Raw genomic sequence first — 23,743 nt, 5'->3', positions numbered from 1 at the left:
CTAGTCTCATAAGAGGTAGGCAACGCTGGAGCGCCTGGTCGCGCAAGCGGCAGCCGGATGGACGCCAACCCGCTGGATGGTTGCGCTACGAGCCGCCGGTACACAGGTCCAGGGGCCTACCGCCCTATCTGCTCTGGGGCGTAGCCGTAGAACGAGAAGATATCTTTTTGCTGAGGCAAAAGACGCGCTCTCCAAAGCGGAGATGGCATGGCTTTCAGACCGCGCTCTGCGATCTGGCCGTCGTCGCCTTGCCACATCCTAGGACGCAGGGCTTTGGCGAACTCGGGCTTACACGTCCCATTGGATCGGACGTCGATTGCCTGGTAAAAAGCGCTTGCAACAGCATCGGCCAGTTGTAGTCCTGCGCGCAAACGATGATTATACGACTCGACTAGCGTCGTATCGACGACAGACCAATCTAGATCTCCTCTCGAAAGATATAAATTATCTGACTTGCTTTGCAGCTTTATCCACTCAAGATAAGCACGGAACTGGCTGTAGGACATGCCTCCTCGCTCAGAAAACTCGAACTTGAGCTTGCTGAGAGGCGTTTTTTCAATCTTATTACGATGTCCACAAAATGATGTTACACGCTCCAAAAGTAGCCGACACATCCAGCAATAGAACCAGTTGCGTGCCGGAACTTTCGCTGCCCTAGGGTTTGCATATCCTCGCATATTTTTCTTATTTGAAACAACAGCAAAGCACCTAACATCGCGTTTTGCTATTTGCTGACACACCGCAAGACGTTTGCTGTCGTCGCTGAGTCTTGAAAAATGCAGATCTGGTGTCTGCCGGTGCCGTATCTCTTCTTTTATTTCTTTTACCCAGGCGAGAACGTCACGTTCCCGCTCTGCCCGAACTACCACGGCTGAAAGCACAAGCCACTCGGAGGCGCCCTCCGAGTCCAGCGGCCATATCTTTCTGAGCCCGTCATCGCCGGACTCGTCGATATAGGCTACATATCGATAGGGCTGCTCCAGCTTAGAGTCAGACATTCGACTAGCAAAGCAAAAGCTTCAACTCAGAGTCAACCAGATAATCCGTATCCTTGCCGGCCTCACTCCTCCCGGACGAGAGACGTCACCTGCGCATGCAGGACCTCGCCCATGGGCTTGGGGCGGCGGGTCGGGGTGTCCATGTAGACGACCACCGATTCGGCCGTCGCGAAGACTTGGCCCGAGTCGTCGAACAGCGCCTGCCGGAAGGTCATGGAGGTCCGCCCGGCGGCGACGAGCCAGGTCGCGGCCCGGGCCCGGCCCGGATAGTGCAGCTCGGCCCTGAACTCGAGGACGAGGCGCACGATGACGTAGAAGGTGTTCGCCTCGCGGCCCTCCTTCAGCACCTCGTGCAGCACCTGCACCCGCCCGCTCTCGCAGAAGGTCGAGAAGACGGCGTTGTTGACGTGGCCGTTCGCATCCGTGTCCCGGAACCGGAGGACGTCCTCCGTCCAGGTCACGCGCGGATCGGCCTCGAGCGCGGCGAGATCGACCTCAGACCGGCTCAAGGTCGCACCATTCCGCAATGAAGAGCGCCATCGTCGTCGTGATCCGCTTGAGGGAGGCCAGGCTCACGCATTCGTCGATCCCGTGGATGTTTCGGCTGATCGGGCCGTAGCACAGGGCCGGCACGCGGTCGTAGAGGGCATGGACGCGGGTATCGAGATAGCCCGCCGTCATGAAGCTCTGCAGCGCGTCGCCGGTCGCGCGCTCGTGGGCGCGCCCGAGCACGGCCTCGGCCTCTGAGCCTTCGTCGAGCACATAGCCCTCGGCCCGGAAGCCGTTGAAGGCGACGCGCGGCGGGTTGTTGGCGAGGAAGGGGTCGGCGCGCGAGAAGGCGGCGATGGCGGCCTCGATCTCGCGGCTCGCCTCGGCCGCGCTCGTGCCCGGATAGATCGAGACGCGGCAGGAGAGCCGGCACCAGGAGGGCACCGACGAGGCCCAGTCGCCGCCCTCGATCTTGCCGATGTTCAGGTTGATCGGGTGTTCCTCGCCCTCGAAATGCGGGCGGCCGGCCTTGTCGGCGTTCCAGCGGGCCTCGATCTCGCGCAGGGCTCCGACGATCCGGTAGGCGGCGTCGATCGCGTTCGCGCCCGTGCCCATCTCGCGGACATGGACCGGCACGCCGCGGACCTCGACCTCGAACCAGAGGACGCCGGTATTGGCACGGACGAGCTTCTCGTCCTCGGGCTCGGGGATCAGCACCGCATCGGCCTTGTAGCCGCGCAGATGCGTCATCAGCGCGCCGTCCCCGGTCGATTCCTCCTCGACGACCGATTGGACCGTCACGGTCGCCGCCGGCTGGAAGCCGATGCGCCGCAGCGCGTCGAGCGCGAAGAGATTGGCGCCCGCGCCCGCCTTCATGTCGGCGCCGCCGCGGCCGTAGAGCCAGTCGCCCCGGATCACGGGGTCGAAGGGCGGCGCGCTCCACATGTCGGCGGGGCCGGCCGGCACGACGTCCACATGCGATTGCAGGATGAGCGAGCGGCCGGTCTCCTGCTTGGGACGGTGGATGCCGACCACGATCGGGGCTTCCGAATGCTCCTCCGACCAGGAGCCGGCCCCCGGATGGCGCGCGAGCGCGTCGCGGTCCATCTCGAACCGCTCCATCGCGAGCCCGCGCGCCCGGAACTCGCGGAAGAGGTGGTCCTGGATCGCGTGCTCCTGCCCGCGCGTAGAGGGGAAGCGGATCAGGCCCTGGGTGAAGGCGACCTGCTGGTCAAAGCCTTCCTCGACGGAGGCGGCGATACGCTCCGCGAGAGCGGGATCGAGAGGCATGGGACAAGGACTCCTGGGAGGACAAGAAAAGCTGGCTCGGATCCAGAACGATCAGGACACCTCGCCGCATTCCGAGCGCGGCGCGCCGGGCGGCGGAAGGACGACCGTGAAGGCCTTGCGCGCGATTTCGGTGCCGCGCGCATGCACCGAGATCGACCACGCGCCGGGCTGCAACTCGTAATCGTGGTCGAAACCGAAGCCGATATGGGTCTCGCCGTCGATCACATGGCTCGAGAAGCGGTGCTCGCTGCTCGCCGCGCCGTCCGCGCGCGTCATCGTCGGATGGGCGACGCGCACCTCGACGCGCCTCGGCATCTGGCGGGGCGTCGGGGCCGACAGCGTCACGGTGATGCCGAAGGAGCGGCAGAGCTTCGCCACGATCCGATCGGTCCGTTCCTCGTAGCGCACGTTGCGCATCGGGCGGGCGCCGCTGAGGCCGCGATCGCCGGTCTCGGGCGCCGGAGCCTTGCGCTCCCCGCTCACGACGCCCCAATCGACGATCTCGGCCGTCACCTCGGCCCTGGCGGGCGCGCCCGCGGCCCACGCGATGGCCGGGATCGCGGCAGCGGCGATGATCGCGTATCGTCTCAGGGGACTTTCCTTCCGGGGGCGCCGATGGCAGGGCAGCGGCACCTCTACAGCGCTGGGCGATGGCCGAATCTTTCGCATCGAGACCTTCGTCCGGCCAAGGCCCTCGCGCCTCCCGGTGGAGGCTTACCGTGGTGGGCGCCCGCTTGGCCAGCGGCCTCGCGCTCTTCGCCTATGTGCTGGCGCATCTCCTCAACCATGCCCTGGGCAACATCTCCGTGGCGGCGATGGAGAGGGGGCTCGACTGGGCCGGCATCGTCCTGTTCAGCCTGCCGGGAAAAATCCTGCTCTACGGCGCCTTCCTGACCCATCTCGGTCTCGGGCTGTACGCTCTCTATGCCCGGCGCCCCTTCCGGTACCGCCCGGCCGAAGCGGCGCAGATCCTGCTCGGCCTGTCGATCCCCTTCATCCTGCTGCAGCACATCGTGGCGACGCGCCTCGCCTTCGAGTTGTACGGCACGGAGAAGGGCTATCCCCAGATCCTCTACGCCTTCTTCGTCGCCGCGCCTGAGGCCGGGATCCGCCAGACCCTCCTCCTCCTCATGGTCTGGGGCCATGGCTGCCTCGGCCTGCATTTCTGGCTTCGCTCCAAGCCGGCCTATCCTCGCTTCGCCCCCTGGCTGCTCTGTCTGGCCTTGCTGATCCCGATCCTCGCGCTTCTCGGCATCCTGCAGGGCGGACGCGAGATCCTGCGCCTCGCCGAGGACCCGGCCTGGCGAGAGGCCAACCTGACGCCGGGGCGTGTCGGAACCGAAGCCGAAAGCGCCGAACTCGGCCGATATTCCGACCATCTGCTGCTGGCCTATCCCGGGCTGATCGTCGCGGCGCTGCTGGCGCGGGTCCTGCGGTCGTGGCTCGCGGCGCGCCGCGGGCTGATCGCGATCACCTATCCGGACGGCCGCCGGATCCGCGTTCCGGCCGGCACCTCGGTGCTCGAGGCCAGCCGGCTGAGCGGCATCCCGCACACCGCCGTCTGCGGCGGCAAGGGACGCTGCTCGACCTGCCGGATCCGAGTCGTCGAGGGCGCGAATCGCCTTCATCCGGCGAGCGCGGCCGAGCGGGCGGTGCTCGATCGGATCGGGGCCGGCGAGGATGTCCGCCTCGCCTGCCAGCTCCGCCCGGCCGCCTCGCTGACCGTGGCGCCCCTGGTCGGCAGCGAGCGACCCCATGGCCAGCGGGGAGCGCAGGTGCCGGGCGGGTTCGGCGAGGAGCGCTTCATCGTCGCCATGTTCATCGACATGCGCGGCTCGACACGCTTCGCCGAGCGCCATCTGCCCTTCGACACGATCTTCGTCATCAACCGCTTCCTCGAAGCGGTCGGAGGCGCCGTCGCGGCCGAGGGCGGCTCGCCGAACCAGTATCTGGGCGATGGCGTCATGGTCCTGTTCGGGCTCGCAGGAGACCGCGAGGGGGCCGCGCGGCAGAGCCTTGCCGCGCTCGACCGGATCGGTGCCGCGATCGACGCCTTGAACACCACGCTCGCGCCCAATCTCGACGAGCCGATCCGCTACGGCATCGGGCTGCATGCAGGCACGGCCGTGCTCGGCGAGATCGGCGATCGGCGCTATGGCGGCGCGGTCTTCACCGCGATCGGCGATCCGGTGAACGTCGCCTCGCGCCTCCAGGGCCTGACGAAGCGCTTCGGCGTCGAGGCGCTCGTCTCCGATGCCGTTTTCAAGGCGGCCGGCCGGCAGACCGACCTGCCGCAGGAGGAGGTCGAGATCGAAGGCCGCTCCGGCCGGCTCTGGATCAGGGTCGTCGCGCGGGAGGCGATGGCCGCTGCAGGCGGGGATTGAGCGCAAAGCTCTGGACATGGGGCGGCGTGGCGGAAAAGGTCGTCTCGCCGCGCATCGTCAAAAAAGCGCGGGAGGAAACCGTCACGGCGTCGCCGTCGGCGCATCGGCGCCCCGGGGCCGCACCGCCCATCATGGAGACCGCATGAACCGGATCACTGGCCGCTCGGCCTTCCTCGCCCTCCTGAAGGACGAGGGCATCACGCATCTCTTCGGCAATCCCGGCACGACCGAGCTGCCGATCATGCATGCGCTGAAGGACCATCCGGACCTGACCTACGTGATGGCGATGCAGGAGAGCCTCGTCGTGGCCATCGCCGACGGCTACAGCCGCGCCTCCGGCCGCCTCGTCGCCTGCAACGTCCATGTCGCGCCCGGCCTCGGCAACGCGATGGGCGCGCTCTACAATGCGAAGTTCACCGGCACGCCGATGATCCTGACCGCCGGGCAGCAGGAGCAGGGCCACGGGCTCATGGAGCCGCTGCTCTACGATCCGCTCGTGCGCATCGCCGAGCCGCTGGTGAAATGGGCGGTCGAGGTGACGCGCCTCGAAGACCTTCCCCGCATCGTGCGCCGGGCCGCCAAGATCGCGACCACCCCGCCCACGGGGCCCGTCTTCATCTCCCTGCCGGGCGACATCCTGAACGCCGAGGCTGGGATCGATCTCGGCCACTCGACGCGCGTCGACACCCGCGTGCGTCCTTCGGCCGAGGCGCTGGACGCCCTCGCGCAGCGCATCCTCAAGGCCGAGCGGCCGGTGATGATCGTCGGCGACGAGATCGTGAAGAGCGACGCGCTCCAGGAGGCCGCCGACCTCGCCACGACGCTCGGTTGCCCCGTCTTCCAGCAGACCGTCGGACATGGCGCGCATTTCCTTTCGGAGCATCCCTGCTTCCTCGGCGCCCTGACGCGCAACCAGGCGCAGGTGCGCGAGGCGCTCTCCCCCTACGACCTCCTGGTCGTCCTCGGCTCCGATCCGCTGCGCATGTCGGTCTTCAGCGAGATCGACCCGATGCCCGACGGCATGGCGATGGTGCAGGTCGGCCTCGTCGATCACGACCTCGCCAAGAACTATCCCGCCGAGATCGCCCTCAAGGCCGATGTGCGCGAGACCCTGCGCGACCTCGTGCCCGCCCTGGCGACGGCCGGCGGGCGCGTCCTCGCCGACAAGGCGAAAGCCGGCATCGCCGCGCTCGCCCCGGTGAACTGGACCGCGAAGCGGCAGAAGCTCGTCGCCGAGATCGGAACTCGCTCGGCCCGCTCGCCCATCGATCCGGACTGGCTCGCCCTCTCGATCGTCGAGGCGATGCCGGAGAAGGCCATCCTCGTCGAGGAGGCGCTGACCTCGTCGGTGAAGATCCCGGCTCTGCGCGCCCATCGCGACCGTTACGGCTTCCATGCCCTCGCCTCGGGCGGGATCGGCTGGGGCCTGCCGGGGGCGGTCGGGGTGAGCCTCGCCAATCCCGATCGTCCGGTCGTCTGCTTCTCGGGCGACGGCAGCGCGATGTATTCGATCCAGTCGATCTGGACCGCAGCCCGCCACGAGCTGCCGCTGACCTTCGTCATCGCCAATAACGGCGGCTACCGCATCATCAAGCAGCGCCTCCTCTCGTTCCACGGCGACAGCAACTTCATCGGCATGGATTTCGAGAAGCCGGCGGTGGATTTCACCGCCCTCGCGGCGTCGATGGGCCTCGAATCGCAGCGCGTCTCCGACCCGGCCGAACTCGGAGCCCGCCTGAAGGACGCCTTCGGCCGGCCCGGGACGAAGCTGATCGAGGTGATGGTGGACGGAACGGTGTGACGGCAGCGCGGCCCCGGAGGTGAGCGAAAACAGGGCCCGCATCCTCCGACCCTGCGGCCCTTAACCTTCCGCTAACCATAAACCCGGCAGAACTTGCCGGGTGAGCGCGCCCCTGCCGGGTGCCGCCGTGGCTCGGGCCGGACATGAACGACGTCGGAGCGGTTTCAGGCGGGCCCCAGGCAGTGGCGGCGGCGGGCCGGATGGCCCCCGCGTCGCTCGGCCTTCCCGGAGGGCTCGGCCTGCCCACCCTGGGCGATGTCCGGCGCCTGACGACGCGCCCGGACATCCTCCTCGCCATCGCGGTGATGGGCATCCTCGTGGTGCTCATCGTGCCGCTACCGCCGCTTCTGCTCGACCTGCTGCTCGCCGTCTCGATCATCGTCTCGGTGCTGATCCTGATGACGGCGCTCTTCATCGAGAACCCGATGGAGTTCTCGGTCTTTCCGACCGTCCTCCTGATCGCGACCATGCTGCGGCTCGCGCTGAACCTCGCGACGACCCGCCTCATCCTCGCGCATGGGCACGAGGCCGGCGCGCCGGCCGGTCACGTCATCGAGGCCTTCGGCCGTTTCGTGATGGGCGGCAATTTCGTCATCGGCGCGATCGTCTTCGCGATCCTGGTCCTCGTGAACTTCATCGTCATCACCAAGGGCTCGGGCCGCATCGCCGAGGTCGCGGCGCGCTTCACGCTCGACGCGATGCCCGGCAAGCAGATGGCGATCGACGCCGATCTCTCGGCCGGGCTGATCGACCACCACGCCGCCCGCGAGCGCCGCAAGGCCCTCGAGGACGAGAGCGCCTTCTACGGCGCCATGGACGGCGCCTCGAAATTCGTGCGCGGCGACGCGATCGCGGCCCTGCTCATCACCTTCATCAACGTGATCGGCGGCATCATCATCGGCGTCGCGCAGCAGGGCATGACCTTCGGCGACGCCAGCCGGACCTACACCCTCCTCACGGTCGGCGACGGCCTCGTCAGCCAGGTGCCGGCGCTGATCGTCTCCACGGCGGCCGGCCTTCTCGTCTCGAAGGCGGGCGTGCGCGGCGCCGCCTCCGGCGCGCTCGTCAAGCAGCTCAAGGGCTATCCGCGCGCCCTCGGCATGTCGGCCGTGGTCATGGCCGCGATCGGCCTCCTGCCGGGCATCCCGATCCTGCCCTTCGCCTTCCTCGCCGGAGGGGCCGGCTGGCTCGCCTGGAAGCTCGAACGCGAGAACAAGATCAAGGCCGCCGTCGAGTCCGAAGCCGGCGCGCCCGCGGCCGGAGGCCCGGCCGAGGAGCCCGTCGCCGACCTCCTCAAGATCGACGACCTCAAGATCGAGATCGGCTACGGCCTGCTCCCCATGGTCAACGGCCAGGGCACCGACGACCGGCTCACGGATCAGATCAAGGCGCTGCGCCGCCAGCTCGCCGGCGAGCTCGGCTTCGTGATGCCGGCCGTGCGCATCGTCGACAACGTCCTCCTCGAGGCGAACGCCTATACGATCCGGGTCAAGGAGGTGGAGGCGGGCTCCGGCCACATCTATCCCGGCCTCGTCATGGCGATGGACCCGGCCGGCGGTCAGGTCCAGCTTCCCGGCCAGCACACGCTCGAGCCGACCTTCGGCCTGCCCGCGACCTGGATCGACGTCGCCCTCGCGGACGAAGCGGCGATGCGGGGCTATACCGTGGTCGATGCGGCGACGGTGCTCTCGACGCATCTCACCGAGGTCATCAAGGGCCACACCGCCGAGCTGCTCTCGCATGTCGAGGTGCAGAAGCTGATCCGCGACCTGCCCAAGGACCATGCCGACCTCGTGCGCGAGATCGTTCCCTCGCAGATCTCGACGACCGGGCTCCAGCGCGTTCTCCAGCTTCTCCTCGCCGAGCGCGTCTCGATCCGGGATCTCGGCACGATCCTCGAAGGCGTCTCCGATGTCGTCGCGGCGCTGAAGAACCCGCGCGAGATCGCCGAGCACGTGCGCATGCGCCTCGCCCGGCAGATCTGCGCGCAATACACCTCCCCGCTCGGGCACCTGCCCATCATCACGCTCTCGCCGGCGTGGGAGGGCGTCTTCATGGATTCGATCGTCGGGCAGGGCGAGGAGCGCCATCTCGCCATGCAGCCCTCGCGCCTGACGGAGTTCGTGACCCTCGTGCGCGAGCGCTTCGAGGACGCGGCCCGGATGGGGGAGATGCCCGTCCTCGTCACCTCCACCGCCGCCCGCCCCTATGTCCGCTCGATCATCGAGCGCTTCCGCCGCGAGACGCCGGTGATGGGCCAGGCGGAAATCCATGCCAGGGTGAAGCTGCGCACGGCCGGGAGCATCTGACGGTCCGGCCGTCTGCGCGAAAGGACGCTCGTCGATGGTCGCATTCCCGCAACGCCTCGCCACCCTCTGCATGGCCGTCCTCACGGCGGGGAGCGTGGCAAGCGCATCTCTCGCCGAGGCCTGCTCCCGCCTCGTCTATCACGGCGCGAACGGGCAGGTGATGACCGCCCGCTCGATGGATTGGGTCCGCGAGATCGGGACCAATCTCTGGATGTTCCCGCGCGGGATGAAGCGGACGGGCGAGGCCGGGCCGAAATCCGTCTCCTGGACGTCGAAGCACGGCAGCGTCATCGCGACCGGCTACGACGTCTCGACGACGGACGGGCTGAACGAGGCGGGCCTCGCGGCGAACGTCCTCTGGCTCAGCGAATCCAGCTATCCGCCCGCGGGCGGTGACAGGCCGGCCCTGTCGATCGCGGCCTGGGCGCAATACGTCCTCGACAATTACGCGACCGTCGCGGAGGCCGTCGCGGCCCTGTCGAAGGAGCCGTTCGACGTCGTCACCGCCGCGACGCCCGGCGAGGATCGCCTCGCGACGCTGCACCTCGCGATATCCGATTCCTCGGGCGACAGCGCCATCGTCGAATATGTCGGCGGCAAGCAGATCATCCACCATGGCCGGCAATACCAGGTGATGACCAACTCGCCGCTCTTCGAGCAGCAGCTCGCGCTCAATTCCTACTGGAAGGAGATCGGCGGGACGGTCATGCTGCCCGGCACCAACCGGGCTGCCGACCGCTTCGCCCGCGCCTCCTTCTACGTGAACGCGATCCCGAAATCGGAGAACGCGGTCGAGGCGCTGGCGAGCGTCTTCGGCGTGATCCGCAACGTCTCGGTCCCCTACGGCATCACGACCGAGAACCAGCCGAACATCTCCTCCACGCGCTGGCGCACCGTGGCCGATCACAAGCGCAAGCTCTACTTCTTCGAATCCGCGCTGACGCCGAACATCTTCTGGGTCGACCTCAACACAATCGACTTCTCGGAGAAGACCGGGACGGTGAGGAAGCTCAATCTCGGACCGAACCAGACGAACACGTTCTCGGGCGTCGCGAACGGTCAGTTCAAGGAGAGCGCGCCGTTCAAGTTCCTCGGGATCTGACCGCGGCTTCCCCGATCCGGCGCAAGACGTCCGGCGCGCAAGAGATCCGCGCCGGACGAGCAGACTTCACTTCGTCGTGTAGCCGCCGTTCACGAGGATCGTCTGGCCGGTCATCCACCATCCGTCCGAGACCAGGAGGCGGATGAAGGGGATGATGTCCTCGATATCGGTGAGCCCCGTCTTGCTGAAGCCGGAGAGGGCGGCGGCGGTCTTGTGATAGGCGACGGCATCGGCACCCTCGGCCGGGTAGAAGAAGGGCGTGTCCATCGGGCCGGGGCCGATCGCGTTCACCGAGATGCCCCGCTCGCCGAATTCCTTCGAGGCCGCCCGGGTGAAATGCTCGACCGGCGCCTTGGTGCCCGCATAGGACGCGTAGAAGGGCGTGTAGGCGCCGAGGAGCGAGGTGACGAGGGTCAGCACCTTGCCGTTGTCGTTCACGGTCCGGCCGGCTTCCTTGAGGAAGAAGAAGGCCGCCTTCGCATTCACCGCCGACATCTCGTCGTAGTCGGCCTCGGTGGTCTCGGCCATGGGCTTCTTGAGCACCTTGCCGACCGTGTTGATGGCGATGTCCGGCCGGCCCACGGCCGCGACGGTATCGGCGAACAACCTCTCCATCGCCGCCGCAGAGGTGAGGTCGCCGGCGAGCGCCACAGCCTCCGCACCCGCCGCCCGCACGGCCGCGACGGTCTCGTTCGCCGCAGCCTCGCTCTCGGCGCTGTTGTAATGCAGCGCGACGGCCTTGACGCCCTGCTGCGCGAGGTCGCGCGAGATCAATCCGCCAAGATTCTTCGCGCCCCCCGCGACGAGCGCGACCTTCCCCTTCAGACCGTGATCCGCCATGTGCTCTCTCCCGCTTTCGTGGTGTCGGGAGCAGGCTATTGTCGCGGTGACGCAGGATAAATATCATCGTTCCGACCAAACCTGTCGACATGAGCGAACAATCCCATGGACCGCCTCGATGCCCTGCGCGTCTTCGCCCGCGTCGTCGACTGCGAGAGCTTCTCGCGGGCGGCCGAGACACTGCGCATGCCGCGCTCCTCGGTCTCGACCTGCGTCAAGGATCTGGAGACGCGGCTCGGCACGACGCTCCTCCATCGGACGACCCGCCGCGTCTCACTGACCCCGGACGGGGCGGCCTTCTACGAACGCTGCCTGCGGCTCCTTGCCGATTACGAGGATGCCGAGACGCTGTTCCGGGGCGGCTCACCCGCCCGCGGACGATTGCGGGTCAGCGTGCCGGGCCGGTTCGGCCGGCTCGTCGTGGCGCCCGCCCTGCCGGACTTCTTCGCGCGCTATCCCGAGCTCGAGCTGGAGATCGGGGTCGAGGACCGGCCGGTCGATCTCGTCGAGGGCGGGTTCGACTGCGCCGTCAGGGTGGGCGGCGTCGGCGACGAGGGGCTGATCGCGCGGCCGATCGGCGACCTGCCGCTCATCAATTGCGCGAGCCCGGCCTATCTCGCCCGGCACGGCGCACCGCGCGAGGTCGCCGATCTCGCGGCCCATCTCGAGGTGGGCTACGCCTCGCCGGGCTCGGGCCGGATCGCGGAGTGGGAGTATGTCCGGGACGGGGAGACCCACCGGGTCGAGGTCCCACGTCAGGTCACGGTCAATTGCGCCGAGACCTATATCGCCTGCTGCCTCGCGGGCCTCGGCCTGATCCAGATCCCGGCCTACGACGTGCGCGACCACCTCGCCGCGGGCGACCTCGTCGAGGTGATGCCCGATCTGCGGGCCGAGCCGATGCCGCTCGCCTTCGTCTACGCGCATCGCAGCCGCCTCTCGCGCCGGCTGAAGGTCTTCATGGACTGGGCCGGACGGCTCTTCGCCGACGAGGTGCTGATGCCGGGATGACGGGCCGGGCTCGCCCTCGCGGCGCCCAGCCGGTATAAGGCCCCGATGGACAAGGACGCCGCCCAGTTCGCCGCGAAGACCGTCGGCCCGATCTTCCTCCTGAAGCTCCTCTCGCTCGCAGGGTCGATCGCCAGCACCCTCGGGTTCCTGACGTTCTTCTTCTTCGAGGGGCTCGTGCCCTATCGCTGGTGGCTGATCGGCGGCGGCACCGCACTCGTGCTGGTGGCCGAGCTTCTCGTGCGCTCCTATGCCCAGCGCCGGGTCCACGCCGCGGATGACGACCGCCCCTGAGGCCCCGATTGCCAACGGCCGCAACCGCGCTATAGATGTACATCATCCTGTACGGATAACGGCCGTGACCACTGTCAGCTTCAGCGAGCTTCGCGCCAATATGGCGTCCCATCTCGACCGGGTCCTCAGCGATCGGACGGAACTCGTCGTCACGCGCGGTAAGAAGGAGGCGGTCGTCATCCTGCCGCTCGCCGAACTGGAGGGGCTGCGAGAGACCCTTCATCTCCTCGGCAACGAGGCCAACGCAGCGCAACTGCAGGAGGGCATCGGCCAGCTCGACCGCGGGGAGGGTATTCTCTTCGAGCTTCCGGAGGGATGAGGATCCTCTTCGCCCCCACGGCGTGGGCCGACTACCTGTTCTGGCAGGCGCATGATCCCGCCATGGTATCGCGCATCAACGACCTGATCCGCGATACCCGGCGCTCGCCCTTCCAGGGGATCGGCAAACCCGAACCCCTACGCGGAAACCTCAAGGGCTTCTGGTCACGCCGCCTCACGAGCGAGCACCGGCTTGTCTACCGTGTCACCGGGACCGGCGAGGATCAGGCGCTCGAAATCCTGGCCTGCCGCTTCCATTACAGGCGCTGAGAGCTGGCGTCTTCCAGTCTAACTCGCGCCTTCGGCGATGAGCCAGCGGCAGAGGATGACAACCGCCACGACGACGAGGAGGGCGGTCGCCAGCCGGCTTTGCCAGCGATGGTTCCGCTCAGGCGAGAACGGCGCCCGGCAGTTCGGGCAGACGATCCACCCTGGGCCGACGTGCTCGCATGCCCTGCAGCGACGCCGAGCTCCGAACATGACGGAACGCTACAGCCGCCCCGCCAGCAGTTCGCCGACCTGCGGCACGTCCTTGTCGCCGCGGCCCGAGAGATTGACCACCATCAGGTGATCCTTCGGCAGGGTGGGGGCGAGGTCCTTCACCTTGGCGAGGGCATGGGCCGATTCGAGGGCCGGGATGATGCCTTCGAGCCGCGAGAGGAGCTGGAAGGCCTCGAGCGCCTCCTCGTCCGTCGCCGAGATGTAGGTGACGCGCCCGGTCTCGTGCAGCCAGGAATGCTCCGGCCCGATGCCGGGATAATCGAGCCCGGCCGAGATCGAGTGGGCGTCGTTGATCTGCCCGTCCTCGTCCATGAGGAGATAGGTGCGGTTGCCGTGCAGCACGCCCGGACGCCCGCCGGTCAGCGAGGCCGCGTGCAGGCTGTCGAGACCGTGCCCCGCCGCCTCGACGCCCCAGATCTTGACGTCGCGGTCGTCGAGGAAGGGGTGGAACAGCCCCATCGCGTTCGAGCCGCCGCCGATGCAGGCGATGAGCGAATCCGGCAGCCGCCCCTCGGCCTTCAGCATCTGCTCACGCGTCTCCTGGCCGATGATGCATTGGAAGTCGCGCACCATGGCCGGATAGGGATGGGGGCCCGCCACCGTGCCGATGCAATAGAACGTGTCGGCGACATTCGTGACCCAGTCGCGGAGCGCCTCGTTCATGGCGTCCTTGAGCGTCTTCGTGCCCGACTGGACGGGGACGACCTCGGCGCCGAGCATCCTCATGCGGATGACGTTCGGCATCTGCCGCTCGACATCGACCGCGCCCATATAGACGACGCAGGGCAGGCCGAACCGCGCGCACAGCGTCGCCGTCGCGACGCCGTGCTGGCCCGCGCCCGTCTCCGCGATGATCCGCTTCTTGCCCATGCGCCGCGCGAGCAGGATCTGCCCGGTGACGTTGTTCACCTTGTGGGAGCCGGTGTGGTTCAGCTCCTCGCGCTTGAGGTAGATCTTGGCGCCGCCCAGATGCTCCGTCAGGCGCTCGGCGAAATAGAGGGGCGAGGGCCGGCCGACATAATGTTCCAGATTATGGTCCATCTCCGCCTTGAAGGCGGGATCGGCCTTGGCGCGCTCGTATTCGCGCTCGAGCTCGAGGATGTTCGGCATCAGCGTCTCGGCGACGAAGCGCCCGCCGAAGATGCCGAACATGCCGCGCTCGTCGGGACCGGCCCGGTAGGTGTTCGGGGTCGTGGGCGCCGTATCGGCGGTCGAGGCGGTCACGCCAATCTCCTGTCCTGGAGCCTGCTGCGGAAGAGGCATCCGGTTTTCCGCAAATGGCGGGCGATTACAATATGTCAGGCGGCGAAGGCCGCTCGGGCGGCCCGGACGAAGGCTGCGATCTTCGCCGTGTCCTTCTCTCCCGGACGCGATTCGACCCCGGAGGAGACGTCGACGGCGGCAAGGCCCGAGATCCGGATCGCCTCCCCGACCGTCTCGGGCGTCAGCCCGCCGGAGAGCATCAGGTCCGGGCGCGGGCGGGTCGCCGCCGTCATGCCGAGGGCGGCGCAGAGCGGCGTCGCGGACCCGGCACGCCCCGGCAGGTCGCCCAGCAGCGACCAATCGAAGGCGATCCCGTTCCCGCCCGGAAGAGCGGCGTCCTTCGGCGGCTTCGCGTCGAGCAGGATGCGATCGGCAGCGTCGCGATAGGCGTCGATCCGGGCGAGGTCGGCCCGTTCGCCGATCGGCAGGGCCTTCATGACCGGCCTGCCGGTGGCCGAACGGATCGCAGCGACGCGCTCGGGCGATTCCCCGCCATGGAGCTGGACGAGATCGGGCTCGATCGCGCGGATGGTCTCGTCGAGCTCGCCGTCGGTCGGATCGACGAGCAGGAGCACGCGCCGGGCACGGCCCGCGGCCTCCCGGGACAGAGCGCGTCCGAGTTCGAGATCGACATGCCGCGGGGAGCGCGCGAAGCGCACGAAGCCGACCATGTCCGCCCCGGCGGCCAAAGCCGCCTCGAGCGTCTCGGGCGTCCGCAGGCCGCAGATCTTCACGAGGGACATCGGGATGCCGGACAGAGCCGCAAGCCGCCGGTGGGGCGGCTCTTCATCGGCGGCCTATAGACCATGCCGTATCCAGGGGAAACCGCCCTGGCGACCACATCGACATGGCGGGCCGGCGGCCCGCCGCAGCGATCGTGCGCGTCACGCCGCCCGGCGCGGCGCCGGCAGAGCCGTCCGGGTCTCGGCGAGATCGGTGCGCAGACGGTCCGTCTCCCGCCGCAGGCGGTTCGCCTCGCGGCGCGAGGCGCGTCCGCTGCGGCGCTGGCGCCCGGCCGCGAGCCAGGCTCCCGTCCCGCCGAGCACGACGCCGACCGCGAGCGCGCCGAGCACGAGCGCATAGAGCGGCACGTTCACGACGAATTCCGGCGCTCCGCGCGCGAAGGGGTCGAACGAGACCGGCACGATCCCGCGATTGGCGATCGACAGGAGGATGACGATCACCGCGATCGGAAGGAAGATGATGGCCTTGAGCAGCGCGAGCATGGGATGGGTCCGGCTGGCTTCTTCGGGATGGCCGCCATCCGGCGGCGGTTCGGGATGGCGGCGGCGATCCGGTCCCCGGTCGCCGCGCCGGAGGGTCAGGACCCCGCGGGCTGGATGGGCTCGAGGTTCAGGCGCTTGCGCATTTCCTTCCCGGTCTTGAAGACCGGGACCACCTTCTCCTGAACCGAGACCGCCTCGCCCGTGCGCGGGTTGCGTCCCGCGCGGGCGTCCCGCTTCTTGATCGAGAAGGCGCCGAAGCCGCGCAGTTCGACCCGGTCGCCCCGGGCGAGCGCTTCGGCGATCGTGTCGAGGATCGCGTTCACGATCGTCTCGACATCGCGCTGGTAGAGATGCGGATTCTGGGCGGCGATCCGAAGGACGAGTTCCGATTTGATCATCGCGGCCTCATCGGTCGAGAGAGGGCTGCCAGAGCGCGAGCAGGCCCTGAAGCGGCGCCTGCGCCGACAGGGAGGCGGCGTGGCGGATCGATTGGGCGAATTCGGCCTGTCCCACCAGTTCGGCCCCGAAGGCGGCCGCCGTCCAGAGCGAGAAGCGGGAGCGTCCCGCGACCTTCCAGTCACGGACCGGCAGGTTCGGCGTCACCTTCCGCTCGCGGACCATCCAGGCGATCGCGTCGCGTTCCGAGCCGAGCTCGTCGACGAGCTTGAGCGGCAATCCCTGGCGGGCGCTGAAGATGCGGCCGTCGGAGACCTCGGCGAGCTCTGCCTCGGACAGGCCGCGGCGCGTCTGAACGAGCGTCTTGAACCAGGCGTAGGTGTCGTTGACGACCGCCTGGAGCGCAGCCCTCGCCTCGGGGGTCGTCGGCCTGACGCCCGAGGGCTCGGCCTTGAGCGGGCTCGACTTCACGGCCTCGACCGCCACCCCGACATTGCCGAGGAGCTTCGAGAGATCGGGATATTGGAAGAGGACGCCGATCGAGCCGACGAGCGAGGTCTCGCGCGCCACGATCCGGTCGGCCCCAAGGGCGGTGATGTAGCCGCCCGAGGCCGCGGTGCCGTCCACGAAGGCCACGGTCGGCTTCTTGGCCGCGAGCTCGCGGATGCCCCGATACAGCTCCTCCGAACCGGTGGTGGTGCCGCCCGGCGACGAGATCGAGATCACGACTCCGGAGACGGAGGAGGAATTGCCGACCCGGCGGAAGAGGTCGGCCATGCGCGAATCGCCGGTGATCATCCCCGTCACCGAGATGCGGGCGATCTGCTGCTGGGCGACCCCGAGGCGCCCGGCCCGGCCCGAGGCGAGGATGCCCAGCCCGACCACGGCGACCATCAACACGGCGAAGGTCAGCACCCGCCACAGCGTCAGTTTCCGCCGGAGACGTCTCCGGTCGGCCATCAATTCGGCATCCGCTGCCATCAGGAGGTCCGTGCAGCCCGGTCTGGCGGGCGGCGCACCCTAGCCCCGAGCCCATGCTCGCCGCAAGCGACCGCCGCCGCGGCCCAGGAGCCCCTGGGCGAAACGCCCCGATGGGTGCAAAGCGCGAAACCCCTCGGCCTCACCCGTGCGAGATCCCCATGCCCGTCGCCGCCTATCTCCCGGTCCTGCTGCTCGTCGCCTCCAACGTCTTCATGACCTTCGCCTGGTACGGTCATCTTCGCTTCGGCAACCAGCCGCTCTGGATCGTCGTGATGGCGAGCTGGGGCATCGCCTTCTTCGAATACTGGCTCGCGGTGCCGGCGAACCGCATCGGCCACACCTATTGGAGCGCCGCCGAACTGAAGACGATGCAGGAGGTGATCACCCTCGCGGTCTTCGCGATCTTCTCGGTCACCTACCTGCGGGAGGCCTTCACCTGGAACCACGCCGTCGGCTTCGCGCTGATCGTGGCGGGAGCCTTCTTCGTGTTCAAGGGACCCATCGGCTGAGGCCGAGGCCCGGCATCACTTCGGCTTCACCGACCCCGCGACCGCGTCGATCCGGTCGGCGAGCCGATCCTTGTCGTGAGCACGCGTGATCGCGACCGTGCGGATATAGCCGCCCGGTGCGAAGCGGACGACCTGCACGACCCAGATCGCCTCGCTGGAGGCGCGATAGGTGCCGAAACCGGCGAGCCGGCTCCAGGAGGCGCCGTCCTTCTCGAAGCTGGTATCGTCGTCGACGATGAGATCGCTCACCCCCGCGACCGTCGCCATAGCCTCCCGCGCGAAGGAGGAGCGAGACGCCTGATCGCCATGCTCGCCTCCCCCGACTCCCGATGCGACGATGACGACGGGCTGAGACGCGTCGGGGATCGTGTCCCTCGGGCCCTCCGTCAGGAGAAGAGCCGATCCCGACAGGACCCGCACGGGGCGAAATCCCCCGAGGTCGCCGACCGCGAAGGGCAGCGCCGCGATCTGCTCGGACATGGCGGGCGGAGCCTTGAGCGCGATCGTCTTCAAGGCGGCCTCGATCGCCGCATCCGGCAGGGCGGAGGCCTTGTCCTCCGGCGATTGCGCCGTGACCATCACCGTCGAACCGGGTCCCTTGGCGAGGACGATCCATTTGCGCAGGACCAGGCCACCGGCCGTCTGCTTGCCTCGGATCAGTCGCCCGCCCTGGCCGCCGGCGATCCGCCAATCCACGGCGGGTCCCGTCGCCTCGACGCCGGTCGCCTTCATGCCTTCCGGAGTGAAGCTCGGGAGGATCTGCGCATAGGCCTCGGCCGGGAACTCGACGATCAGGATCGAGGAGGCGAGCGCCTGATCCCCGAAACCCGAGAAGCTCTTCGACAGGGGCAGCGCCTTCGGCGGGACGAGGCCGACCCCCGTACCCGGCACCATCGTGACGGCCTGAGCGAGGGCCGCTCCGGCCGACAGGAGGCCGGCCGCGAGGATGGCGGAGACGCGAAGGGCGCGGAGCAGCGAGGTGGGCAGCATGGAGGGGCGCTTACAGCAAAAACGGGCGGCCGTCTTCCCGAAGGCCCGCCGGAGACAGATCAGCCGGGTTGGCATCAAGACGGCGCAAGACAGGGATGTGTTTCGAATGGTCGATCGGGCAGGCCGAATCAGGTGCGTCCTGTTAAGCCTTCCCCTCTCCTGCCGCCCCGCACAGCACCGTGCCCGTCCCCACCCTCCATCCGAAGCCGCCCGTCCATGTCGGCGCGCCGCTCGACCGTCCCCTCGCCGGGATCGTGCTCGCGATCTCGGCGGGCGTCTTCTTCGCGGCCTCGGACGCGACGTCCAAGTACCTGACGCCGACCCTGCCCGTCATCGAGATCGCCTGGATGCGCTGGTTCGGCTTCCTCGCCATCGTGACGCCGATCATCGTCTATAGCCGGGGCGACATCCTGCGCTCGCGCCGGCCGTCCCTGCAGATGGGCCGGTCCATCTGCCTGATCGGGTCGAGCCTGTTCTTCATCATGGGCGTCTCGTCGCTGCCTCTGGCATCGGCCACGACGCTGAACTTCATCTCGCCGATGCTGGTGACGGCCCTCTCGATCCCCCTCCTCGGCGAGCAGGTGGGAATCAGGCGCTGGAGCGCGATCGCCGTCGGCCTCCTCGGCGTCGTGATCATCGTGCGGCCGGGATCGGGCGCGTTCGATCCGGCCGTCCTCTATCCGATGCTCTCGGCGGCGAGCTGGGCGATGGCCATCATCCTGACGCGCAAGCTCGCAGGGATCGACCGGCCCTGGACGGCCATGTGCTACTCCGCCATCGTTGGCTTCATCGTGCTGAGCGTCGCCGTGATCCCGGTCTTCGTCATGCCGAGTTGGCGCGAGATCGGCCTCGCCGCGTTCCTCGCCTGCGCCGCGACGGCGGGCCAGTACCTCACGGTCCTCGCCTTCCAGCGCGCCCCGGCATCGCTCCTCGCGCCCTTCACCTATGTCCAGCTGATCTGGGCGACGGCGCTCGGCTACCTCGTCTTCGGCAACCTGCCGGACGGCTGGACCGGGATCGGCGCCGCGATCATCATCGCCAGCGGCGTCTACACCGCCCATCGCGAGCGCATCCGCCTGCGCGAGGCCCGCGCAGCGCGGGGGTGATGCATCTGCGGTCTGGCCGACGCCCCGTCTTTCACGGGCTAATGCAGATGGCCCCCTTTTCGAGGAAGGCTTCTCAGAGCCTGGCCGGAAACTCCCTCCGTCCTCATCCTGGGGTGCCCCGCACAGCGGGGCCTCGAAGGACGCACCGCGGTTGTGCGTGCTTCGAGGCCGGCTTTCAGCCGGCACCTCAGCATGAGGAGGGTAGGGATTCCTATTCGCAGCCGCATGCGCGGCGTGCCTCGTTCCAGGCTTACGTCAGGTCTTAGGGACCATGTTTCGCGCCAATGACGAGGCCGCCTTTTTGCGTGGCGGCCAGGGCTTCGCACAATTCGGGCGTCGCGAGCATCGTCGCCGCATCGAGCAGCGGCAGCGCGACACCCGCCTCCAGCTCGCGGATCAGAAACGGCAGGACCGATCGGTCGCCCCGGCGGGCGAGCCCTTCGATGGCCTCGTTTCGGACGTCGTGGCACGCATCATCCAGGCGCGCGTGCAACGCTGCCCGGATCGTCGGCGTATCCATCTCGATCACCTGTCCGAGTTCGAAGGTCGCCCAGTCGCGCACGCGATCGGCAGGGTCCTCCGACAGGGCGATCAGTCCCTCGATGGCCGCGTCGTCTTCGTGACCGCTCAGACCGTGGACGACGCCTGAGCGGACGTTCGGGTCCCGGTGAGACATCAGCGCCAGAAGTGACGGGATCGCCCGGATATCGGGAAGATGGCCGAACGCCGTGCAAACGGCGGCGAGGACTCCGGGATCGCGCCTGCCGTCCCGCTCGGCCTCCAGAAGACCGATCAGACCGGCCAGGCGCTCTTCCACGAAGACGGGTTCGAATCCCGGCTTCGAATGACCCAACTGCGCGAGGACATGCGCACCCACCCGTCGTTTCAGCGGGTCCGTATCGACACAGAACGTCAGCGCCATCTCGAGCACGGCCCGGTTCGCCATCCGCTGAAGGCGGCCGATGGCGATCCATCCGGTCGGATCGTCGATCGACCCGAGGTCGTCATCATCCAGGCCGATCATGGCCCGCCTGAAGAGGTCATCGATATCGACTGATGGCAGAGACTGCACCGACACCTCCCATCATCGCGCGCTCGGGGCGTGCCGCTACAATCGCCAACGCGGCGGCAGCCACTTCCGCAGCCCGCGAAACTGGAGGTTTCGCCACGAGCTGAAAAGGTCGTACCTCACCGTCATGGTAGACGACCTAAAGTCCATCTGGGACAGCCTCAAAGCCAAGGCCGGCAATCCCCCGGACCTTGAGGATCCGCATTTCCGCGAGCGCATCGACGCAGTGAAAGCCGCTATCGATGGGTTGTTCATGCAGTTCCAGCGCGAACGTGACCATCGACCGTTCGACTCCCAGGCTCCATGTCCAATCTGCGGCGGGACGGTCGTCTACTGGTACCGGGCACCGCTGATCGGCGGCATGAAATGCGATACTCCCGATTGCATCAGTGGGAACTTGTGAGCCTCGAAGCAGCGACAGGTCCCGATGGCGTTATGCATCTTCATTGCCGGTCTGATCGGGCTGCTCACGACAATTCTATGCGCATGGGGAGCCGGAGGGTCGGAGTTATTCCGCCTCGTGTTCAAGCCTGGGATCGTCGCCGCAGCGACTGTGCTTGAGAGCCTGTCCTGGCTCAGCGGCATTCAGGGGCTTCCCGGCAAGCGGGGGATGGTCAGGTCCGCTGCGACGGTTCGCGCCGCGCAATCTCGCTGGCGATCTTGAGCCAGAGTTTGGTCGACTGGTGGTCGCCGCGCTCCCGCGCCATGGCGGCGACCTGCTGGGCGGTGTCGAAGGCGGCAGCTCCGGCTTGCCGCGTGAGTGCTTCGGCCTCCCGCCTGACGAGCGCGCGCTCCTTCATCCGGAGGTTGATCGCGCCTTCGATCAGAGTGGATACGAAGTCATAGAAGCCGAGCAGAGACATGGACGTAAGACCGCCGCCAGCCCTCAGCTACGCCCAACTCCGATGACACGACAAGACTGCCGAACGGCCCATCCGTCGTGATCGGCGATCGTGTGGGGCTTGCGCATCGCGCCCAACAAAAAGCCCGGGCCGTTTCCGACCCGGGCTTTGAACGAGGTCCCGGCCTACGCCGGGACGAGCGGGCGGAGCCGCTTACTTCTTGTCGGTGGCCTTCTTGAGGGCCGCGCCCAGGATGTCGCCGAGCGAGGCGCCCGAGTCGGACGAGCCGAACTGAGCGATCGCCTCCTTCTCCTCGGCCACTTCCAGCGCCTTGATCGACAGCGTGACGCGGCGCGCCTTGCGGTCGAACATGGTGACGCGGGCATCGACCCGCTCGCCGGCCGCGAAGCGCTCGGGGCGCTGGTCGGGCCGCTCGCGCGCGAGTTCCGCGCGGCGGATGAAGGACTGAAGGTCGGTATCGACGATCTTCACCTCGATGCCCGAATCCTTCACCTCGACGACCTCGCAGGTGACGATCTGGCCCTTCTTGATCTCGCCGGCTTCGGCGAAGGGGTCCCCCGCGAGCTGCTTGATCCCGAGCGAGATGCGCTCCTTCTCGACGTCGACGTCGAGCACCTGGGCGCTGACGACATCGCCCTTCTTGTACTCGTCGATGACCTGCTCGCCCGGACGGTTCCAGTCGAGATCCGAGAGGTGGATCATGCCGTCGACGTCGTTGTCGAGGCCGATGAACAGGCCGAACTCGGTCTTGTTCTTCACCTCGCCCTGGACGGCGGAGCCGACCGGGTGCTGCTCGGCGAAGGCCTCCCACGGGTTCTGCAGGGCCTGCTTGAGGCCGAGCGAGATGCGGCGCTTGACCTGATCGACCTCGATGATGACGACCTCGACCTCCTGGGAGGTGGAGACGATCTTGCCCGGATGGACGTTCTTCTTCGTCCAGGACATTTCCGACACGTGGATCAGGCCCTCGATCCCCGGCTCCAGCTCCACGAAGGCGCCGTAATCGGTGATGTTGGTCACGCGGCCCTTGAGCTTGGCGTCGACCGGGTAGCGGGCGGCGATGCCCTCCCACGGATCGGCGAGAAGCTGCTTGATGCCGAGCGAGATGCGGTGCGTCTCGTGGTTGATCTTGATGATCTTGACCTTGACCGTCTGGCCGATGTTGACGACCTCGGACGGGTGGTTGACGCGGCGCCAGGCCATGTCGGTGACGTGGAGCAGGCCGTCGATCCCGCCGAGATCGACGAAGGCGCCGTATTCGGTGATGTTCTTGACGACGCCGTCGATGACCTGACCCTCTTCGAGGTTGGCCACGAGCTCGGAACGCTGCTCGGCCCGGCTCTCCTCGAGCACGGTGCGGCGCGAGACGACGATGTTGCCCCGGCGACGATCCATCTTGAGGATCATGAAGGGCTGCGGCGTGCCCATGAGGGGCGAGACGTCGCGCACGGGGCGGATGTCGACCTGCGAGCGCGGCAGGAACGCCACGGCGCCGTCGAGATCGACCGTGTAGCCGCCCTTGACCTGGTTGAAGATCTGGCCGGTCACGCGCTCGTTGGCCTCGAAGGCCTTCTCGAGCTTGACCCAGCTCTCTTCGCGGCGGGCCTTGTCACGCGAGATGACGGCTTCGCCGAGGGCGTTCTCGACGCGCTCGAGATAGACCTCGACCTCGTCGCCGACCTTCAGCGGCTGGTCGCCGCGGCCCGGACCCTGGAATTCCTTGAGCGCGACGCGCCCTTCCGTCTTCGCCCCGACGTCGATGACCGCGACGTCCTTCTCGATGGCGACGACCTTGCCCTTGACGACCGAGCCCTCCTGGACCTCGGCCTTCTCGAAGGATTCCGCGAGCAACGCGGCGAAATCCTCGCGCGACGGCGATTGCATGGCTGCTGACATTGATTCTCCTGGTGCCCTATCAGGGCGGCGCCGGCTCGGGTTTGTGTTGCACGCCGATCCCATCCGCCGCGGCCCGGAGCTGATCGTGCTCTGGGGCAAGCCGCCTCGTG

General features: G+C 67.8%; 25 protein-coding genes. 10 read left to right on the top strand and 15 right to left on the bottom strand.

Annotation, left to right across the window (positions count from 1 at the left end; translation table 11 throughout):
* Positions 1–116: 116 nt before the first annotated feature.
* The 4 genes from EV668_RS21265 to EV668_RS21250 all read right to left on the bottom strand — a co-directional run bounded on the left by EV668_RS21265 (position 117) and on the right by EV668_RS21250 (position 3,290).
* Entirely contained in the window at positions 117–998 is an 882-nt protein-coding gene (locus tag EV668_RS21265) for a DUF3800 domain-containing protein (protein ID WP_133773937.1), read from the bottom strand.
* A 62-nt stretch (positions 999–1,060) separates the two neighbouring features.
* Positions 1,061–1,507 carry an acyl-CoA thioesterase gene (locus tag EV668_RS21260; protein ID WP_133773935.1) on the bottom strand — a complete coding sequence of 149 codons (447 nt, stop codon included), beginning with the start codon at positions 1,505–1,507 and terminating at the stop codon, positions 1,061–1,063.
* Positions 1,494–2,777: an ArgE/DapE family deacylase gene (locus tag EV668_RS21255; protein ID WP_133773933.1), complete on the bottom strand. Its 1,284-nt coding sequence runs from the start codon at positions 2,775–2,777 to the stop codon at positions 1,494–1,496. Before EV668_RS21255 ends, EV668_RS21260 begins: the two co-directional genes overlap by 14 nt.
* 51 nt (positions 2,778–2,828) lie before the next feature.
* Entirely contained in the window at positions 2,829–3,290 is a 462-nt protein-coding gene (locus EV668_RS21250; RefSeq protein ID WP_166652580.1) for a DUF3859 domain-containing protein, read from the bottom strand.
* 209 nt (positions 3,291–3,499) lie between these two features.
* On the opposite strand from EV668_RS21250, the gene EV668_RS21245 reads away from it, so the two are divergent.
* The 4 genes from EV668_RS21245 (at position 3,500) to EV668_RS21230 (ending at position 10,373) form a co-directional block, all read left to right on the top strand.
* On the top strand, positions 3,500–5,161 hold the full coding sequence (locus EV668_RS21245) for an adenylate/guanylate cyclase domain-containing protein (protein ID WP_245513341.1): 1,662 nt from the start codon (positions 3,500–3,502) through the stop codon (positions 5,159–5,161).
* Positions 5,162–5,303: 142 nt separating this feature from the next.
* A complete protein-coding gene (locus EV668_RS21240; RefSeq protein WP_133773927.1) occupies positions 5,304–6,962 on the top strand; it encodes a thiamine pyrophosphate-binding protein in 1,659 nt (552 codons plus the stop codon).
* 200 nt (positions 6,963–7,162) lie between these two features.
* A complete protein-coding gene (flhA, locus tag EV668_RS21235; protein WP_245513340.1) occupies positions 7,163–9,271 on the top strand; it encodes a flagellar biosynthesis protein FlhA in 2,109 nt (702 codons plus the stop codon).
* 70 nt (positions 9,272–9,341) lie between these two features.
* On the top strand, positions 9,342–10,373 hold the full coding sequence (locus EV668_RS21230; protein WP_245513355.1) for a linear amide C-N hydrolase: 1,032 nt from the start codon (positions 9,342–9,344) through the stop codon (positions 10,371–10,373).
* Positions 10,374–10,439: 66 nt separating this feature from the next.
* Here EV668_RS21230 and EV668_RS21225 read toward each other — a convergent pair whose 3' ends face one another.
* Positions 10,440–11,213 (bottom strand): SDR family oxidoreductase, encoded by a 774-nt coding sequence (locus tag EV668_RS21225; protein WP_133773921.1) that lies wholly within the window; start codon positions 11,211–11,213, stop codon positions 10,440–10,442.
* A gap of 105 nt (positions 11,214–11,318) precedes the next feature.
* On the opposite strand from EV668_RS21225, the gene EV668_RS21220 reads away from it, so the two are divergent.
* The 4 genes from EV668_RS21220 to EV668_RS21205 all read left to right on the top strand — a co-directional run bounded on the left by EV668_RS21220 (position 11,319) and on the right by EV668_RS21205 (position 13,103).
* The gene (locus EV668_RS21220) at positions 11,319–12,224 is read left to right on the top strand and encodes a LysR family transcriptional regulator (protein WP_133773918.1); all 906 of its coding nucleotides are present in this window, start codon (positions 11,319–11,321) and stop codon (positions 12,222–12,224) included.
* A 45-nt stretch (positions 12,225–12,269) separates the two neighbouring features.
* A complete protein-coding gene (locus tag EV668_RS21215; protein WP_133773916.1) occupies positions 12,270–12,515 on the top strand; it encodes a hypothetical protein in 246 nt (81 codons plus the stop codon).
* Between the two features lie 64 nt (positions 12,516–12,579).
* Entirely contained in the window at positions 12,580–12,834 is a 255-nt protein-coding gene (locus tag EV668_RS21210; protein WP_133773914.1) for a type II toxin-antitoxin system Phd/YefM family antitoxin, read from the top strand.
* On the top strand, positions 12,831–13,103 hold the full coding sequence (locus tag EV668_RS21205) for a Txe/YoeB family addiction module toxin (RefSeq protein ID WP_133773912.1): 273 nt from the start codon (positions 12,831–12,833) through the stop codon (positions 13,101–13,103). The genes EV668_RS21210 and EV668_RS21205 overlap by 4 nt, the downstream gene beginning before the upstream one ends.
* Before the next feature lie 219 nt (positions 13,104–13,322).
* Here EV668_RS21205 and trpB read toward each other — a convergent pair whose 3' ends face one another.
* From trpB to sppA, 5 genes are all read right to left on the bottom strand, one after another.
* Entirely contained in the window at positions 13,323–14,486 is a 1,164-nt protein-coding gene (trpB, locus tag EV668_RS21200; protein WP_245513354.1) for a tryptophan synthase subunit beta, read from the bottom strand.
* A gap of 146 nt (positions 14,487–14,632) precedes the next feature.
* A complete protein-coding gene (locus EV668_RS21195) occupies positions 14,633–15,340 on the bottom strand; it encodes a phosphoribosylanthranilate isomerase (RefSeq protein ID WP_133773909.1) in 708 nt (235 codons plus the stop codon).
* 141 nt (positions 15,341–15,481) lie between these two features.
* Positions 15,482–15,823 (bottom strand): lipopolysaccharide assembly protein LapA domain-containing protein, encoded by a 342-nt coding sequence (locus EV668_RS21190; protein ID WP_133773907.1) that lies wholly within the window; start codon positions 15,821–15,823, stop codon positions 15,482–15,484.
* 95 nt (positions 15,824–15,918) lie between these two features.
* Complete coding sequence (gene ihfB, locus EV668_RS21185; protein ID WP_133773905.1) at positions 15,919–16,221, bottom strand: integration host factor subunit beta; 303 nt, start codon at positions 16,219–16,221, stop codon at positions 15,919–15,921.
* A 7-nt stretch (positions 16,222–16,228) separates the two neighbouring features.
* Positions 16,229–17,200, bottom strand: coding sequence for a signal peptide peptidase SppA (gene sppA / locus EV668_RS21180; protein WP_133773903.1), 972 nt, complete (start codon positions 17,198–17,200; stop codon positions 16,229–16,231).
* Positions 17,201–17,358: 158 nt separating this feature from the next.
* Between sppA and EV668_RS21175 the strand changes: the two genes are divergently transcribed.
* Complete coding sequence (locus EV668_RS21175; RefSeq protein WP_133773901.1) at positions 17,359–17,709, top strand: DMT family protein; 351 nt, start codon at positions 17,359–17,361, stop codon at positions 17,707–17,709.
* A gap of 15 nt (positions 17,710–17,724) precedes the next feature.
* Here EV668_RS21175 and EV668_RS21170 read toward each other — a convergent pair whose 3' ends face one another.
* Positions 17,725–18,699, bottom strand: coding sequence for a hypothetical protein (locus EV668_RS21170; RefSeq protein ID WP_133773899.1), 975 nt, complete (start codon positions 18,697–18,699; stop codon positions 17,725–17,727).
* A 179-nt stretch (positions 18,700–18,878) separates the two neighbouring features.
* On the opposite strand from EV668_RS21170, the gene EV668_RS21165 reads away from it, so the two are divergent.
* Positions 18,879–19,805 carry a DMT family transporter gene (locus tag EV668_RS21165; protein ID WP_133773897.1) on the top strand — a complete coding sequence of 309 codons (927 nt, stop codon included), beginning with the start codon at positions 18,879–18,881 and terminating at the stop codon, positions 19,803–19,805.
* A gap of 262 nt (positions 19,806–20,067) precedes the next feature.
* On the opposite strand, the gene EV668_RS21160 is transcribed toward EV668_RS21165, so the two are convergent.
* From EV668_RS21160 to rpsA, 4 genes are all read right to left on the bottom strand, one after another.
* Positions 20,068–20,883 carry a HEAT repeat domain-containing protein gene (locus EV668_RS21160; protein ID WP_166652579.1) on the bottom strand — a complete coding sequence of 272 codons (816 nt, stop codon included), beginning with the start codon at positions 20,881–20,883 and terminating at the stop codon, positions 20,068–20,070.
* 130 nt (positions 20,884–21,013) lie between these two features.
* Complete coding sequence (locus EV668_RS24925) at positions 21,014–21,154, bottom strand: hypothetical protein (protein WP_166652578.1); 141 nt, start codon at positions 21,152–21,154, stop codon at positions 21,014–21,016.
* A gap of 334 nt (positions 21,155–21,488) precedes the next feature.
* Entirely contained in the window at positions 21,489–21,737 is a 249-nt protein-coding gene (locus EV668_RS21150; protein ID WP_133773891.1) for a hypothetical protein, read from the bottom strand.
* 192 nt (positions 21,738–21,929) lie between these two features.
* On the bottom strand, positions 21,930–23,633 hold the full coding sequence (gene rpsA, locus EV668_RS21145; protein WP_133773889.1) for a 30S ribosomal protein S1: 1,704 nt from the start codon (positions 23,631–23,633) through the stop codon (positions 21,930–21,932).
* Between the last annotated feature and the right edge of the window lie 110 nt (positions 23,634–23,743).

It is taken from the genome of Enterovirga rhinocerotis, from assembly GCF_004363955.1.
Lineage (GTDB): Bacteria > Pseudomonadota > Alphaproteobacteria > Rhizobiales > Beijerinckiaceae > Enterovirga > Enterovirga rhinocerotis.
The sequence above is the reverse complement of the archived record's forward strand: the minus strand, read 5'-3'. Positions and strand labels throughout refer to the sequence as shown.